Genomic DNA, 15411 nt, shown 5'->3' with positions numbered 1-15411 from the left:
TCGAGCACGTCATCAATGAAAAATACTTTACATTTATATTGCATTCTAAAGGTGTGTTTGATAGAATACAATTTGTTCTATTGTGAAGATTTAACCTTAAGACAATTGTGTTTAGGTTGTATCTTAGGAGGTGAAACACATGCCAAATATTAAATCAGCGATCAAACGTACAAAAACGAATAACGAACGCCGTGCACATAACGTAACAATCAAGTCTGCGATGCGTACTGCGATTAAACAAGTTGAAGTTTCTGTAGCTAACAACGATGCTGAGCAAGCAAAAGCTGCTCTTGCTTCTGCTGCAAAACGCATTGACAAAGCCGTTAAAACTGGTCTTGTACACAAAAACGCAGCTGCGCGTTACAAATCAAGACTTGCTAAACAAGTAAACGGACTTTCTGCATAATGCTTGCAACGCCTCAGTGATGAGGCACCTGTTTAACTGTACGTCCGTCCTGACCGGCCGAGCCTAAGGACAGACTGGCAATTATACATCTAAACAAAAACGACCCTCTTTTTAGAAGGTCGTTTTTTTATGTTCAAGCGCCTAACAATCGAAGCAGGAACAATTCTAACAGCAGCTGCTTGTCCTTTTTACCCGTTTTCATTTCATAATCAATCGTTGAAAGCTCTTTGACGATCTGCTTGAGCTCTTCTTCTGAAAACAGTCTTGCCTGATCCATAGCAAGTTTGACCCGGAATGGATGGACTTTTAGATTTGAAGCGATTTGTTTTTGTCCATATCCTTGCTGAGCGAAGTACTTCGTCTGCAAAATCAATCGAAATTGAGTTGAAATGAGTGCTAATATTTTAATGGGTTCCTCATTTTGCTTCAGCAGGTCATAAAACATCTGCATGGCCTCAGAGCGGCGTCTGTTTACAATTTGATTAATCAGCTCGAAAATATTTTGCTCTAAGCTTCTTGCAACGAGCTGATTGACATCCGCTAACTCAATTCCCTCCCGCTCTCCAATATATGTACTTAGCTTCCGAACCTCTTGGAATAGAGAAGATAGACTTCCGCCGCATAGCATCACAAGCTGCTCAGCCGCTTCAGATGTAATCATCTTTCCTTCTGTCTTCACCAGTGTGATGGTGAAATCAGTTGTTTCTTTTGGGTTTAATTCTTTCGCCTCAACAACAGCAGCTTTCTTTTTTAGCAATTTGGTGATTTTTTTACGCTCATCCAGCTTTTCATATGGTGCTAATAACACGAGAATGGTATAGGGCGCTGGCTTTTCTAAATAAGCTTCTAATACAGAAAGCTCATGCTCGATCTTTTCCTTTTTCTTCTCAGCTGTAAGAAAATAAGGATTCTTGATCACGACGAGACGTCGTTCTCCCATAAACGGAAATGTTTCTGCATCCGTCACAGCCTGTTCAAGCGGCACCTCTTCCATATCGAAGATGGAGTAATTAAAATCTTTCGTTTCCTCGTCTACTACAGCTTGTCTCAATTTAGCGGCGGTTTCTTGCAGTAAATATGTTTCTTTCCCATATAAGCAATAAACGGGATGGATATCCCCTCGTTTTAAATTGTTCCATACATCAAAGACCATCAATTGAATCCCTCTCTTTCACTTCCTCCTCTATCCTAAAGTGTGTGAAGACATTAGTAAAGAGGAAGCTGAAAGTGCCGCCTCCTCATTTATAGTAAACGTCCGGCGCAGGCTCCCGGGTCAGCCTGCTGTCAGACGATATTCATAAAATGATCATGAAAATGGAAAACGGTTACTTTACCTTCTAGCAATTCCAAATGAGTTCAAGTATACTAAAATTAGCCAGGAGGGATGAAAATGAATGAATTTGAAAAAAATGTTCAAAGCAAGCGGAATGATGTGACCGACTCAGCCGTTGGTTTTATCGTCACATTCGGATTTTTCGCCTCAATGTTTATTTTGGCAACTATTATACACCTCGTTGGATCTTAACTTCATGAAGGTTACATGACTGCCGTTTTGGCAGTTTTTTTATTGAGTTTGTAAGATATCATATGGAGGGTGAGTGTAAAACGTTCCTTCCTCATCGAGAAATTCATACGTCACGCTCCCGTCGGTATCTGTACGATACACCTTCATTTGGTGGTCCTTTAATTTTTTCAAGACTTCCTGATGTGGATGCTGATAACGATTGCGTTCACCTGCTGAAATGAGTGCATGTGAGGCCTTGAGATGCTGAAGCCATGCTTCGCTTGTTGACCCTTTACTCCCGTGATGTCCAACCTTTAAGATATCTGCCCGCAGATGAGGAAAGGCTTCTATAATGTCTCGCTCTCCTTCTTGTTCAAGGTCTCCAGTGAGCATAAACCGCTTCCCGCCTAGAGTAAATGTCAAAACAAGTGAATCATTATTCTTAGTTGTCACACGATCACGAGACGGATGAAGAACGTCAAATATTTGCTCTCCAATCTGAAGCTGATCTCCTCTCTCTAATTCATCAATCATAATCCCTTGATCAGCTGCTTCTTTTAACAGCTCCGCTTCCTCTGGACTCCGTGCAAAGCCTTTTGGTATAGCCAGCCGCTTTACTTTATTTCGCTTGATTAAACGAACCGCTTCTCCCATATGGTCTTGATCCGCATGCGTCAGAATAAGGACATCAAGTTTCGCTATACCTTTAGAATGTAAAAACGGGATCAGCGTTTGATCACCGATCGTAGACACTTTTCGTCTTTTTTTCCACGGTTCTTCTTCAAAAGAAAGCCTGCCTCCCGTGTCCACAAGCAGGTGCCCCTTTCGATAGGGCAGCTGAATAAACAAACTATCCCCCTGTCCTACATCCAGCATCGTCACTTCCCCTTTTTCGAAAAAATTCGGGGTGAAATAGTGTGTACTCAAGACACCAATGAGAAAAAGGAGCGGCACAGCATAGGACTTCACAGAAGTTTTGCACTCCATCATAACTAACAGAACAATTAAGGCACTCACCTCAAGAACAATATGCCACCAAGTTGACTTCATAAAAATCAAATTGAATCCATCAAAATCAGCCATATAGGCTGACAATTGATGACTAAGCTGGATCACCGAATCAAGAAGTTGAAACAATGTTTGTCCAAGCGGAAGATAAATGATCATCAAAAGAAAAAAGAGTAAGGATAGCGGCATGACGATCGTTGTATAAAAAGGAACAAATATCATGTTCAAAGGAACGCTCAGTAAAGAGAATTGATGAAAATGATATAAAAGAACAGGGAGCGAAGCTAGCTGTGCAATAAAGGAAATCAGGAATAATTGCATGACCGAACTTTTTGCTTTTGATAAAATCCTAGTCGATAACAAAATAAAAAACGTCACCACGAAGGAAAGCTGAAATCCAATATCAAATAAATAAAGAGGATGAATTGCTAATAAGAGTAAAAACGTTGCACTTAATACCACAGCAGAAGGCTGTTTCAATTCTTTTGGCAGACTAGTCATCACTAAATAGATTCCTGCCATGAGACAAGCTCTTAAAACAGATGGTGCAGCACCTGTCAAACAAGCATAAACAGGAAGAAAGCATAATAGAAGAATACGCGCTGTCTCTCTTGTCACACCCACACGAAGGAGGCACCAAAATAAACACACAAGAAGCGTTTGCACATGCAATCCTGAGATCGCTAGTAAATGAATAATACCGAGCATTTGATAATCTCTTAATGTGTCAGGTTCTATCAACTCACGATCGCCAAAAATAAGTGCCTGTACAATGCCAACAGAGTGTTTTGGCACATGGTCCTCTAAAAATTTCAAACCCTTTTGCCTCATCGCTTGAAGATAGTAGGAAGAACCGCCTTTTTTTGTACAGTTTTTGATCGACTGTGGCAGGAAAATAGCTGCAATGCCTTTTGTTTTTAAAAATTGATCGTATTGAAATCCGTTAGGAATGGTTGCGTGTTTTGCTGGGCGAACATCACCAGTCATGTGACAGCTCATACCAGGTTCTACCTCTTTTAATGCCTCCTTTTCACGCTCTGTTTGAATTGTATAAAAAGTGGCTAGTCGTTCATGGTCTGTCGATACAGTCGCTGAAAAACGATTGCCATCTGTTTTCGGAATGCTTTCAATCACAACGGAACCAGATAGGAATTTTTCTTGTATGAGTTGATCCGTTTCAAGAGACTCATGAACCATAAAAATGAGTATATAGACAGCACCGCATAGGCTGACCATTAAAAAGAGCTGAGGCATTTTTTTCAGCAGGCTGAGAAGTAATAAGATGAGAAGTAAAAGAAGGAAATACATATGAAGATGATATGCAGCCAGAGCAATTCCAACAGCTGCTGAAATTGCTCCAAACGGCAAATATTTAAACATAGGAAGTAAATAATTGATTCGCCTTCTCATGCATATCGCGAATCTCTGTTTCGCTAAGTCCTGATTCACTCAGCTTCCCAATTAAATCTGCAACAAAGGCCAATTTTTCTTGATTTTTTAAGTCGATGATCATTTCATCTAATTCAACTTGCTCTGTTTGAACACCCGCCTGCTCGAATAAATCAACGGCATATGGATGATTTTTATAATCCTTTGCATAGTACACTGTCCGTATGCCCGCTTGAATGATGGCTTTACAGCACTGTAAACAAGGAAAATGTGTGACATATATTTCAGCATCAGCTGTAGGTGCACCAAATTTGGCACATTGTAAAATAGCATTCATTTCCGCATGGATCGTGCGAACACAGTGATGATCAATGACATAGCATCCTACATCCGCACAATGAACATCACCGGCAATGGAGCCATTATACCCCCCTGCAATGATGCGCTTGTCCCTTACAATGGTCGCCCCAACAGCTAACCGCTCACAGGTGCTTCGTAAAGCAAGCAAATGGCTTTGTGCCATAAAATATTGATTCCATGAAATTCTTTCCACGAGCTGATCCCTCCAGAATGATGGTTGATATTAAGTGTACATGCCTTTCTTCTATACCGTCAATTCTACTTCACGGTCAATTGACTTTTCAGCCGTTCAATCGTCTTTTCCCCAAAACCTGAAATGTTCCGCAAGTCTTCAATTTGTTGAAAATCTCCGTGTTCCTCTCTATACGTAATAATAGCTTCGGCTTTAGCTGGTCCTATGCCGTTAATTGTTTGCAATTCGGCTGCATCGGCCTGATTGACATTTACACCCTCACTCTTTTCAACGTCCGTTGATGCGTCAGCTGATGCTGTTTGCGTCTCTCTTTCTGCTTCCCCCTGCTTTCGAACATAAATCATCATACTATCCTCTAATTTTGCTGCTTGGTTGATTTCAATCGAATCTGCTTTGCTAGTAAAGCCTCCTGCCCTTCGAATCGCTTCTTCTACCCGAGCATCAGATTGAAACGTATAAACACCTGGCTTTCTTACAGCTCCTTTGACTTCTACAAAAATCGTCGATGGCTCTTTTTCTGTCTTTTCTTGTTTGTCTTCTAATGTGACTTGTATGTCTTTATTCCCCTTCAATACATTTGCTTCTCTGCTGCCCTCCCCTTTTCCAGTGAAAAAGAAGAAACTGGTGATCATCACAACCATGAGCCCAGCTGCAATATAAAGACTGTATTTTTTTAATGGAATGAGTCGTTTCACTTACTCACGCTTCTTTCAATCATATTTTTCTACTGCTCGACATACTGTTTAGAAGATAACAGATCCTATGCGTCTAAGGAGGGAGAACGTTTGAATATAGGGTTAATCGGTACAGGAAACATGGGTACCATACTTACTGAGGCATTTATTGAATCAAAGGCAGTCAATCCCTCATCGATCACCATTACAAACCGAACCATTGAAAAAGCGTTCAATATAAAAAAGAACCATCCAGAGCTTGAAGTAACGAAACAGCTTTCAGGGGCTGTCACGAATAAAGATTTCATTTTTGTTTGTGTCAAACCACTTGATATTTATCCACTTTTAAAGGAGCTGAGCCCTCTTTTAACGGAGCAGCAAACCATTGTCATCATTACAAGTCCGGTTCATCCTGAACAGCTTCAGGATATCGTTCCTTGTCAAACAGCCAGGCTGATTCCAAGCATTACAAACCGCGCATTATCAGGCGCATCACTTTTAACTTTTGGTTCATCATGCAATGCCGTGACGAAAACAGCGTTAAGGCAGTTAGCTTCGTGCATTTCAACACCAATCGAGATCCACCATTCGATTACAAGAGCGGCTTCCGATATTGTCAGCTGCGGACCTGCTTTTATCAGTTTTCTCGTTCAGAAAATGATTGAAGCGGCTGTAGAAGAAACGGATATTTCTAAAGAAGAAGCCACCACCTTATCAGAAGATATGCTTGTTGGACTTGGCCGTTTGATTGAAAAAAGAGTCTATACCCTTCCGACACTCCAAGACAAAGTATGTGTGAAAGGCGGCGTAACTGGTGAAGGCATTAAAGCACTTGAAGCAGGTGTGCAAGATATGTTTCACCGTCTCTTTCAAAACACTCATGAAAAATTCGATGAAGACCTTGAAGCAGTTGCGCATCAATATCCACCAAGTGTGTTCACTGATGATCGCAGAAATTAATCACCTTTGCAACAAGCGAAAAAAGGGTTTTAAAAAACCATCGTTCTATTAAACGATGGTTTTTGGTTTCTTAGCTGAGATAAAATATCTTTCGGTGAATTCACCGGGAGCTTCATTTGTAAAATCAGCGGTCACTTCTATTTGTTCAAAACCAGCGGACTCAAGGAACGCTGCATATGTTTCAAATGGAAATGTGCGCTGTTCATGCGTCTCATCATAACGCTGATACATGTCTCCATCTTTTACAAAAAAGCTTAAATCATGAATGACCGAATACATGTCATCCCCTTTATCGCTCTGCCAAATATAGCTAATCTCTTCATCTTGATCTGCAAAAGTCGATCCCGGGAATACCTCTTCCATTTTATAAGGCGTATGAACATCAAAAAGTAAAACCCCATCTTCCTCTAAAAGCTGAAACATGTTTTTAAAGGTTTTTTTGACGTCATTTTCGTTTTTTAAGTAATTCAAGGAATCACAGCAAATAACGGCTGCCTGGAAGGCTTGCTCAAAGCCCGTAACCTCTCTCATATCTTGATGTAGAAATTGAATCGACTGCTTTTTCGCCTGGGCTTTTTGCTGCGCGAAGGCCAGCATTTCTTCACTGAGGTCAATTCCTGTGACCTTGTGGCCCTTTTCAGCTAACCGAAGAGAAATCTCTCCAGTTCCACAGCCTACATCGATGATGGCAGCATTCGGATTAATATACTGCTGGATCCACTGAACCCATTCATCATAAGGTGCATGTGTCATGAGCTCGTCATACACACCTGCAAACCCTTGATAAATCATGAGTTAATGCCAAGTGAAAGCGTTTCTCTCGGCGCATCTCCCCAAAGCTTTTCTAGATTGTAATATCCTCTTTCTTCTTTGTGGAACACATGGGCAATGACATCACCTAGGTCAATCAATACCCATCTTGCTTCATCAAAGCCTTCCATCTTCTTTACTTCAATTCCGCTTTCCTCTGCAAGATGTTTTACTTCTCTTGCAATGGCTTGCACTTGTTTATCAGAATTCCCGTGACAAATGAGAAAATAATCTGCAACAAGTGAGATTCCTTGCATATTAAGGGCAATAATATCCTCAGCCCGTTTATCATCGCATGCTCCTGCTGCGACGTTTAAAATTGATGATGAATCCATCCAAAATTCCTCCTTAGTTGTTCTTATGCACAAGCGAGTTGTAAGTAGCAAGCGTATCTGGAAAGACTGGCTGATTCTTTTTCATTAGAAAACTGATGGTGTTTTTTAATGATTGGATCAGTGCACGATCTAGATCATGTTCTGCTAACTCCCTTACTTCTTCGACCCCAGGGAAATGTCGTCCTGGTTCTATATAATCTGCGACATAAATGACTTTTTCAAGTAAAGTCATGTCTGGTCTGCCGGAAGTATGAAATTCAATGGCTGTTAACACATCTTGATCGTCAATTCCAGCTTCTTTTTTGACCAAATAGGCACCGACCGGAGCGTGCCAAAGCTCTGGCGAATATTCAAGCAATAAAGGGTTCATCTGTTCTTTTTGGATAATCCCCTTCATTTCTTCCTTTGGTCTAAATTTCGCATAATCATGAAAAATAGCGGCGATCTCTGCTTTTTTCACATCTGCACCGAACCGTTCCGCTAATGAAATGGCTGTTTCCATGACTCCAAGTGTATGTGTATATCTATGCTCTGTTAACTGCTCTTTGACACAATTCAATGCTTCTTCACGATTCATATAAATGATGCTCCTTTATATAACGCTCAACAGCTTTCGGAATCAAATAATCGACAGGTTTTCCCTGCTCTATTCGCTGCCTAATCAATGTCGATGATACATCAAAAGCTGGAACATCTGCAAATAAAAGAGGATATGCCGTACTTCCAACGTAACCCGGTCTTTTCATCCCAATAAAGGTGATCATTTGAAGCAAGTCATCGATCCGATGCCATTTTGGCAAATACTCGACCATGTCCGCTCCTATCATAAAAAAGAACTGATCTTCTGGATGACGCTTCTTTAGCAGATTCACTGTATCTACGGTATAAGACGGACCCTCTCGCTCCATTTCAATGAGCTCGAGCCGAAAATACGGATTTGACTGAATCGCCGCCTCCACCATGTTTATCCGGTGATGACTATCTGCTCGTTTCCGTCCTGTTTTATGAGGAGGCATATGGTTTGGGATAAACCAAATTTCATCAAGCCCTACTTGAATCCGCACCTCACTTGCCATCAGTAAATGCCCATTATGGGGAGGATCAAACGTACCGCCGAACAACCCTATTTTTTTCATATCGCATCCACCTTTACGGCAGCTTAATTTGTTTATTTTCCTTAGATTCTTTGTAAAGGACAATCACATTTCCGATCGTTTGAACGAGTTCTGCCTTTGCACCTTTTACAAGTGCTTTCGCAACTTCTGTTTTGTCCTCGTCACAATTTTGCAATACGCTGACCTTTAACAGTTCTCTTGCTTCAAGCGCCTCGGAAATTTGCTTGACCATATTGTTATTTACCCCGCCTTTTCCAACTTGAAAAATAGGTGATAAATGATGTGCTTGTGCACGTAAAAAACGTTTTTGCTTACCTTTTAACATGGTGTTCCTCCTAATTTCTCTATGACAATTGACTTCATTTTTCCGGCGTCAGGCGTCATTCCTGTCCACAGTTCAAAGGCTCTTACTGCTTGTCCAACAAACATGCCAACCCCATCCACTGTTTTCAAGCCTAAACCTGCTGCTTCACATAGCAGTTTTGTTTCTATTGGATTATACACAATATCACAAACGACCGCTGTTTTTTTTGCGTTCGCTAAAGAAATCGGGGTTTCTTCAACATTTGGATACATGCCGATCGAGGTCGTATGGATGATGACATCATATTCCCCAAGCCGCTCTTCTGCTGTATTTAATGTGATTGCTTGAGATGTGATTTTCCCCTCTGCACTTTCAATTAAAGCTTCAGCTTTTTCAATGGTGCGGTTCGTAATATCAAAGCACTTCGGTGCATACTGAGCAATTGTCGTATAAATCGCTCTTGCCGCTCCGCCAGCACCAATCAAGAGAAATGACAGCTCTGATAACGGCTGATCCAGGGCTTCAAGCAACGAATGAAGAAAGCCTTCTCCATCTGTATTGTACCCAACGAGCTGATCCCCTTCGAGCCGCACCGTATTGACGGCACCAAGGCGTTCAGCTGTGACATCAATTTTGTCAAGATACTTCATGATTTCTACCTTGTGCGGAACAGTGACGTTAATGCCGTTGATTCCTAACGCTTTTATGCCGCTAATCGCATCTTTCAGGTCATCATTTTCTACTTGAAAGCCATGATAATGTCCATCAATTCCAGCATCCTTTAATGCTGCATTATGAATATCCGGAGACATTGAGTGGCCAACAGGGTTTCCGATTACTCCGTATAAAGGTTTCAAGGTCTCTCCCCCTTTGAACATTTAAATTAACGAACGTCTCATAAACACATGTACGCCTTTTGGCGCATAGACTTTGATTTGCTTGTCCGCATCATTTGCAGTGACCCAGCCTAAACCTGAAAAGACGATGTCCATTTTTGGCTGATCAATGGTAAAGGTATGCGGAACGAGCGGCGGGAAATCTTCCATTCCCTCTTTTGATGGCGGTGACAGCAGTTCTCCTGCATGTTTTTCATATAAATCATCTGCGTTCTCCAGCTTTGTACGGTGAATGTTCAGCTCATTTGGCATATAGCAGACAAATGATGTTCTGCCGCCTTTTACGTAATCAAATCGAGCCAGTCCGCCAAAATAAAGCGTTTGTGATTCATTTAATTGGAACGTTCTTGGTTTCAATTCTTTTTTCGGCGTTAAAATCTTCAAGTCATTTTTACTGACATAGTGCGCCATTTGATGGCGGTTGATGATGCCCGGTGTATCAAATAATGCAGACCCGTCATCAAGCGGAATTTCAATCGCATCAAGTGTAGTACCTGGATATTGGGAGGTAGTAATGACATTCTCTTCTCCAGATACTTCTTTGATGATTCGATTGATAAATGTTGATTTCCCAACATTCGTACAGCCGACAACATAGACATTTCTTCCCGCGCGGTAATGATCAATCGCTTCCATCACCTCAGGTACGCCCTGGCCTCTGCTTGCACTAATTAAGAAAACATCGATAGGGTTTAATCCGTTTTCCTTTGCTTCCCGTTTCATCCAATGAATCAGACGATCTTTTTTCACGGATTTCGGTAAAATATCCACTTTGTTGCCGACAAGTAAAATCGGATTACCACCGACAATACGGCTCAGTCCATTGATCCAGCTTCCGTTAAAGTCAAAAATATCAACGACCTTCACAATGAGAGAATCTGTCTCTCCAATGCTGTGCAATATATTTAAAAAGTCGTCTTCTGTTAAAGAAACATCTTGAATTTCATTGTAGTTCTTTAACCTAAAACAGCGCTGACAGATCACATCTTCTTTCAATAGAGATGCTGCCGGCGCATATCCTAATTGATCTTTATCTTCCGTCTGAATGGCTACACCGCAGCCAATACAAACAACCTTTTCCATTATTACTCTTCCTCCCACTGAATGTGGCCCTTACGCTTTAAGGCACCTAAAATTCTGCGTTCAATCTGCCTGTTAAACTTTGTGAAAAATCCGTCCGAGGCAGCAACAGGAACGACCAAAATCGTATGGAAGCCATGACGATTCCCGCCAAGAACATCTGTCATGAGCTGATCTCCAATGACAACCACATCTTCTTTTTTCAATTGCATATCAGCAACTGCCTTGTTAAAGGCTCTTCCCATAGGCTTTCTCGCTTTATAAATAAACGGGATATGAACCGGTTCAGAAAAAAGCTTGACCCTTTTTTCATTATTGTTCGATACAATCGTCACTTGTATCCCGTGATCTTTCATTTCTTGAAACCATTCAATTAACCGCGGTGTCGCACTTGGACGGTCCCATTCTACTAGTGTGTTATCTAGATCGGTAATAATTCCTTTTACATTTCGTTCTTTTAATTTTTGCGGTGAAATGTGGAAAATACTTTTCACAAATTCATCCGGTAAGAAATACTTCTTTAGCACAATTTGCACCCTTTCTTCCATTGGTTTTCAGCGATTGTGTCGAATCAAATCACAATTTGTCTGTCTATCGAATACAATGAAAAAGTTTTCGACATATGATGAGGACCTTCAACAGGTGTGGATAATTTTACACACATTATCCACCTATATTTCATCACGCTTTCATTCAATTATAAACACTCTACCCACAAGTTATCCACTTACCCATGTGGATAACAGAACGATTGTTCTTGTTTCCCATTCATGGTAGATTAAAGGTACTTCAAAGACAGTCGATCAACCTATGATGATATGTCTTTTCCTCAAATTTTATGCCAACTTTTTCAGGGGAGGTGTTTTTCCCATCATATGGGTTTCTAGTATGAAAAAGCTGTCAGATGATTTACTTATAGAATCGTATTATAAAGCAAATGAAATGAACTTAAATCGCGACTTCATTGAATTAATTGAGACAGAAATGAAAAGACGTTCGCTCGGGCATATGCTCTCTGTTTCCTCTTAATTCCATATCACAGGAACCATGCCTCCCGAGCACTCTCCTTTTTTAAACTCAGGTGACTGATATTATATCACTTGCGCTATAGGCTTACTACTATTTTCCGTAAAAAACACCCCTTCTGATAAAAGAAGAGGTGTCTTAATGACAAGGCTGTTCATTCCAAAACCATAGCCCTCCGCCTACGACTAAAATGACCACAAGGAACACAACAAGAAAAGCGTAACCGATTCCTGCTCCTTGTGCTGGATAAGGCGAACACGCAGGGTAAGGATAAGGACATCCCCACATATCAGTTACCTCCTTCTAGGAAGATATACTGTTAGACTATGCTGGATGGATGGTCTTGTTTAGGCAGATGGCCATCATTTAAAAATGTTTGATGACATCACGCTCTTTGATTTCGTTATAAATAATTCTGGCCCCTTTTGGTGTCATATGATTGCCAGAAGGGTCGATCAAGCCTGAATGAATCAGGGCATGATCACTATCTTCACCAGCTTCTCGGATGAAAGCTTTCCAGTTGTCGACAAGCGGCACCTGCTCATCCTTCGCTACTTCTCTCGTGATGTCATTATAAGAGTTTTGCCAAGCTCTTGCCCCGCCTCTCCCGGCAAAATAAGATGACTTATATCTAGAATAATAATACAAGCCCTTTTTCCCGCCTTCTACAACAGGGACACAGGTCATGAGAATCGGGGTAATGCCTTCTTTTCTACTTTCAGAAATGAAGTAGGTTAAATTTTCTTTAAACCGTTTTTTCGTCACTCTGGGGTGTTTCCCGTCTAAAATCGCCGCATCATTCGTACCGAACATGATGAGGACGTAAGTTGGTTTCTGTTTTAAAATATCCTGCTCAAAGCGAAGTTTCGCGTCTTCAGTCGTCTGCCCGCCAATGCCTGCATTCTTCACTTGAATTTGGCCGCGCTCGACGTTTTTCATGAGATTCACCCATTTTTCAGATGTTGGATAATCTCGAAAGTCCCAGTTTGATCCTCTTGTATTGCTGTCACCAAATGCAATGACGCTTTCTTGTACTGGCTTTGAGCACCCAGCAGCAACACATAATAGGATAAAAAGGAAAACATATTTCTTCACAACATTCACCTCCAAAAGCCCTCTTCATATAGTAAACGACAAGACTTTTGGTTTCAATGAATGACTGTTTTTGACGAATGCTGCCTATTGCAGCTGAACAGGCATATATGCTTTGTCATGGTGCAGTAGTTCACTTATTTTTACAAATTCATAGCCCCTCTTCTTCAACTCAGGAATCACTTGTTTCAATGCTTCTACCGTTTGCTTGCGATTTCCCCCGCCATCATGTAGAAGGATGATATCGCCGCCTTGAATATGATCAATAATTCGGCTTGCAATTATACGTGCGCCCGGTCTTGACCAGTCCTTCGGATCTTGCGTAAATGACCACATGACCACATCGTACCCTTGCTTTGACAGAATGCGGAATGATTTCATTGTTAAACGTCCACCAGGAGGGCGAAATAATAAGGGACCGCCAGGCTGGAGTGAAGCGATATGAGCCGCTGATTCTTTTAATTCCTGCTTGATCTCCTTTGACGACAACAGGTCAAAATACGTATGATTCATCGTATGATTGCCGAGTTCATTCCCTTCGTCCACAATCCGTTCTGCGATCATCGGATTTGCATGGATTCGGCTCCCTATCACAAAAAAGCTCGCATTCACTTGATGCTTTTTCAGCACATCCAATATTTGATTTGTATACACTGGATGAGGTCCATCATCAAAGGTGATCGCAATCTTTTTCCGTTCCGCTCTCACATCCCAAAAGGCACGTCCCGTTTTTTCAAGATCGACTCGTTTTAATGTCCGTGCCTCTACTTTATTAGGAATAAAAGCACATAGCAGCCATATACACATCAAGATATGCAGCCCTCTCATTCGACCGCCTCCTCCACCGAGCATCATTACCGATAAATTGCCCGCTTTCTCATCAATTCATGCAAGCTTCATGGTGATATCCTCTTCTTTTTCAAATAAAAAAAGCCGGCCATATTGGCCCGCTCTTTGTTTCACGTTTGGTTTCTCTCTTCAACTGTCGAACGTTGCTTAGAATTCATACAGACACTCTCCTTCTTGGATTTGATTTTGAGCCCATAATAATTTCTGATAATACTGGTTGGACTTTTTGTATTGTTGAGAGGCTTCTAAGGCTGTCGCAATTTCTAGTGAGATATCCTCTATATAAGAGTATAGGCTAAGTTTTTCCAAATAATCAATGGTTTTTTGCAGTTGGTCTTCATTGATTTCCTGAACATATAAAGCATCCAGATACTCAAACATATGACAGAACAGCTGGTCTTCATGCTTCTTTGCGGCCAATTTCCCAGCTTCTAATATGCGCAGGGCATCCGCCTGTTCATTCTGTCTAAAAAGCAGCTTCGCCAGCGTATAGAGCGTATGCGGAAGCGTTGGGAGCAGCTCTTTGCGGGCAAGATCAGCGGATTCCGTTAAATATCGTTCCGCTTCCTCTCTATAGCCAAGCTCGCCATAACATTTTCCTAAATTATAGAGCGCTGAACTGTATATGCGCGGGTGATCAATTTGAGATGCGAGCTGTTTTGCCTTTTTTAAATGAGGCAGTGCCCGGTCTTTTCGTTTTAAATCTTGATAATTTCCTGAGATGACAAAGAGACATTGAATGATGCGAATGGTATACGCATCATGCTGATCGTATATTTCCAGCGCCTTTAAAATATGGTGCATGGAGACATGAGTTTGTTTCATTATATAGTAGGCTTCTGCCACTTTAAAATGAAACTCTGCCTGCTCAATATCATCAAATACCATGGACAGCTGCTTTTCTGCGACTCGATAATATTTGACGGCTTCTAAATATTCTTTTTGACTAAATTCATGCATGCCACGAAAAAATGCATGGTAATAATGCAGCATATCAGATAACTCATGATTGGAGTTTTCGATTTTATCGACTAGATTAGATACTGAGAAAGGTTGATATTTTGAAGGGTGTATATAGTCAAGCATGATTTGGTGCCGAAAACACATGAGCTGATAATAAATCAGTAAATGCTGGTCCTCTTCCATCTGTTCAATTTCCGCTTCAACTTCCGCTTTCAAGATTTCCGCATCTGGAACACTGAACTGCCGTATCATTCGATACCATTCATTAATTTTCATACCTACATGTGAAGATAGAACCTTCCCCATGTTCCGAAATTACCCCTTCCTTTTCGGTCTAATATTACATATTTTAGCACGCTTCTTGACCGCCAAGCACCGCAAAGAAACCGCAAACATAAAAAAGAGACGAACAGAAGCACGATTTTTTTGAAAAAGATGATTTTTTCA

At 41.1% G+C, this 15411-nt stretch carries 20 protein-coding genes; 4 read left to right on the top strand and 16 right to left on the bottom strand.

Features of this window, described 5'->3' with window-relative positions; translation table 11 throughout:
• Positions 1-139: 139 nt before the first annotated feature.
• The gene (gene rpsT, locus V6Z54_RS14475) at positions 140-406 is read left to right on the top strand and encodes a 30S ribosomal protein S20 (protein ID WP_024423042.1); all 267 of its coding nucleotides are present in this window, start codon (positions 140-142) and stop codon (positions 404-406) included.
• A 133-nt stretch (positions 407-539) separates the two neighbouring features.
• On the opposite strand, the gene holA is transcribed toward rpsT, so the two are convergent.
• The gene (gene holA, locus V6Z54_RS14470) at positions 540-1559 is read right to left on the bottom strand and encodes a DNA polymerase III subunit delta (RefSeq protein WP_338527445.1); all 1020 of its coding nucleotides are present in this window, start codon (positions 1557-1559) and stop codon (positions 540-542) included.
• A 237-nt stretch (positions 1560-1796) separates the two neighbouring features.
• Between holA and V6Z54_RS14465 the strand changes: the two genes are divergently transcribed.
• Positions 1797-1931, top strand: a complete 135-nt coding sequence (locus V6Z54_RS14465; RefSeq protein WP_012010638.1) for a YqzM family protein — start codon at positions 1797-1799, stop codon at positions 1929-1931.
• 39 nt (positions 1932-1970) lie between these two features.
• Here V6Z54_RS14465 and V6Z54_RS14460 read toward each other — a convergent pair whose 3' ends face one another.
• From V6Z54_RS14460 to V6Z54_RS14450, 3 genes are all read right to left on the bottom strand, one after another.
• Positions 1971-4298: a DNA internalization-related competence protein ComEC/Rec2 gene (locus tag V6Z54_RS14460; protein WP_073979125.1), complete on the bottom strand. Its 2328-nt coding sequence runs from the start codon at positions 4296-4298 to the stop codon at positions 1971-1973.
• The gene (locus V6Z54_RS14455; protein ID WP_039180075.1) at positions 4291-4860 is read right to left on the bottom strand and encodes a ComE operon protein 2; all 570 of its coding nucleotides are present in this window, start codon (positions 4858-4860) and stop codon (positions 4291-4293) included. Before V6Z54_RS14455 ends, V6Z54_RS14460 begins: the two co-directional genes overlap by 8 nt.
• Positions 4861-4925: 65 nt before the next feature.
• Positions 4926-5555 carry a helix-hairpin-helix domain-containing protein gene (locus V6Z54_RS14450; RefSeq protein WP_041086274.1) on the bottom strand — a complete coding sequence of 210 codons (630 nt, stop codon included), beginning with the start codon at positions 5553-5555 and terminating at the stop codon, positions 4926-4928.
• A 90-nt stretch (positions 5556-5645) separates the two neighbouring features.
• Here V6Z54_RS14450 and comER point away from each other — a divergent pair, with 90 nt between their 5' ends.
• Positions 5646-6494, top strand: a complete 849-nt coding sequence (gene comER, locus V6Z54_RS14445) for a late competence protein ComER (protein WP_058839051.1) — start codon at positions 5646-5648, stop codon at positions 6492-6494.
• Positions 6495-6542: 48 nt separating this feature from the next.
• Here comER and V6Z54_RS14440 read toward each other — a convergent pair whose 3' ends face one another.
• Genes V6Z54_RS14440 through V6Z54_RS14405 form a run of 8 tightly spaced genes read right to left on the bottom strand, consistent with a single transcriptional unit; the run spans position 6543 to position 11561 of the window.
• The gene (locus tag V6Z54_RS14440; protein WP_073979127.1) at positions 6543-7286 is read right to left on the bottom strand and encodes a class I SAM-dependent methyltransferase; all 744 of its coding nucleotides are present in this window, start codon (positions 7284-7286) and stop codon (positions 6543-6545) included.
• Complete coding sequence (rsfS, locus tag V6Z54_RS14435; protein WP_003217467.1) at positions 7283-7639, bottom strand: ribosome silencing factor; 357 nt, start codon at positions 7637-7639, stop codon at positions 7283-7285. Before rsfS ends, V6Z54_RS14440 begins: the two co-directional genes overlap by 4 nt.
• Positions 7640-7652: 13 nt before the next feature.
• Positions 7653-8216 (bottom strand): bis(5'-nucleosyl)-tetraphosphatase (symmetrical) YqeK, encoded by a 564-nt coding sequence (yqeK, locus tag V6Z54_RS14430; RefSeq protein WP_034280084.1) that lies wholly within the window; start codon positions 8214-8216, stop codon positions 7653-7655.
• Positions 8206-8775: a nicotinate-nucleotide adenylyltransferase gene (locus V6Z54_RS14425; protein ID WP_041086283.1), complete on the bottom strand. Its 570-nt coding sequence runs from the start codon at positions 8773-8775 to the stop codon at positions 8206-8208. The genes yqeK and V6Z54_RS14425 overlap by 11 nt, the downstream gene beginning before the upstream one ends.
• 13 nt (positions 8776-8788) lie before the next feature.
• On the bottom strand, positions 8789-9079 hold the full coding sequence (gene yhbY, locus V6Z54_RS14420) for a ribosome assembly RNA-binding protein YhbY (protein WP_041086285.1): 291 nt from the start codon (positions 9077-9079) through the stop codon (positions 8789-8791).
• Positions 9073-9915 carry a shikimate dehydrogenase gene (gene aroE / locus V6Z54_RS14415; protein WP_338527444.1) on the bottom strand — a complete coding sequence of 281 codons (843 nt, stop codon included), beginning with the start codon at positions 9913-9915 and terminating at the stop codon, positions 9073-9075. The genes yhbY and aroE overlap by 7 nt, the downstream gene beginning before the upstream one ends.
• A 21-nt stretch (positions 9916-9936) precedes the next feature.
• Positions 9937-11037, bottom strand: coding sequence for a ribosome biogenesis GTPase YqeH (gene yqeH / locus V6Z54_RS14410; protein WP_338527443.1), 1101 nt, complete (start codon positions 11035-11037; stop codon positions 9937-9939).
• Positions 11038-11039: 2 nt separating this feature from the next.
• A complete protein-coding gene (locus V6Z54_RS14405) occupies positions 11040-11561 on the bottom strand; it encodes a YqeG family HAD IIIA-type phosphatase (RefSeq protein ID WP_008356191.1) in 522 nt (173 codons plus the stop codon).
• Positions 11562-11922: 361 nt separating this feature from the next.
• On the opposite strand from V6Z54_RS14405, the gene V6Z54_RS14400 reads away from it, so the two are divergent.
• Positions 11923-12063 (top strand): sporulation histidine kinase inhibitor Sda, encoded by a 141-nt coding sequence (locus V6Z54_RS14400; RefSeq protein ID WP_003217327.1) that lies wholly within the window; start codon positions 11923-11925, stop codon positions 12061-12063.
• A gap of 135 nt (positions 12064-12198) precedes the next feature.
• Here the strand turns inward: V6Z54_RS14400 and V6Z54_RS14395 are convergent, their stop codons facing one another.
• The 4 genes from V6Z54_RS14395 to V6Z54_RS14380 all read right to left on the bottom strand — a co-directional run bounded on the left by V6Z54_RS14395 (position 12199) and on the right by V6Z54_RS14380 (position 15270).
• Positions 12199-12348, bottom strand: a complete 150-nt coding sequence (locus tag V6Z54_RS14395; protein ID WP_175297127.1) for a hypothetical protein — start codon at positions 12346-12348, stop codon at positions 12199-12201.
• Positions 12349-12426: 78 nt separating this feature from the next.
• Entirely contained in the window at positions 12427-13155 is a 729-nt protein-coding gene (locus V6Z54_RS14390) for a GDSL-type esterase/lipase family protein (RefSeq protein WP_338527442.1), read from the bottom strand.
• Positions 13156-13239: 84 nt separating this feature from the next.
• On the bottom strand, positions 13240-13980 hold the full coding sequence (locus V6Z54_RS14385) for a polysaccharide deacetylase family protein (protein ID WP_073979129.1): 741 nt from the start codon (positions 13978-13980) through the stop codon (positions 13240-13242).
• 168 nt (positions 13981-14148) lie between these two features.
• The gene (locus tag V6Z54_RS14380) at positions 14149-15270 is read right to left on the bottom strand and encodes a tetratricopeptide repeat protein (protein ID WP_041086294.1); all 1122 of its coding nucleotides are present in this window, start codon (positions 15268-15270) and stop codon (positions 14149-14151) included.
• Between the last annotated feature and the right edge of the window lie 141 nt (positions 15271-15411).

Origin of the sequence: Bacillus sp. MAG717A, assembly GCF_036884855.1 — a bacterium.
In the GTDB taxonomy this organism is placed as follows: domain Bacteria; phylum Bacillota; class Bacilli; order Bacillales; family Bacillaceae; genus Bacillus; species Bacillus safensis.
The sequence above is the reverse complement of the archived record's forward strand: the minus strand, read 5'-3'. Positions and strand labels throughout refer to the sequence as shown.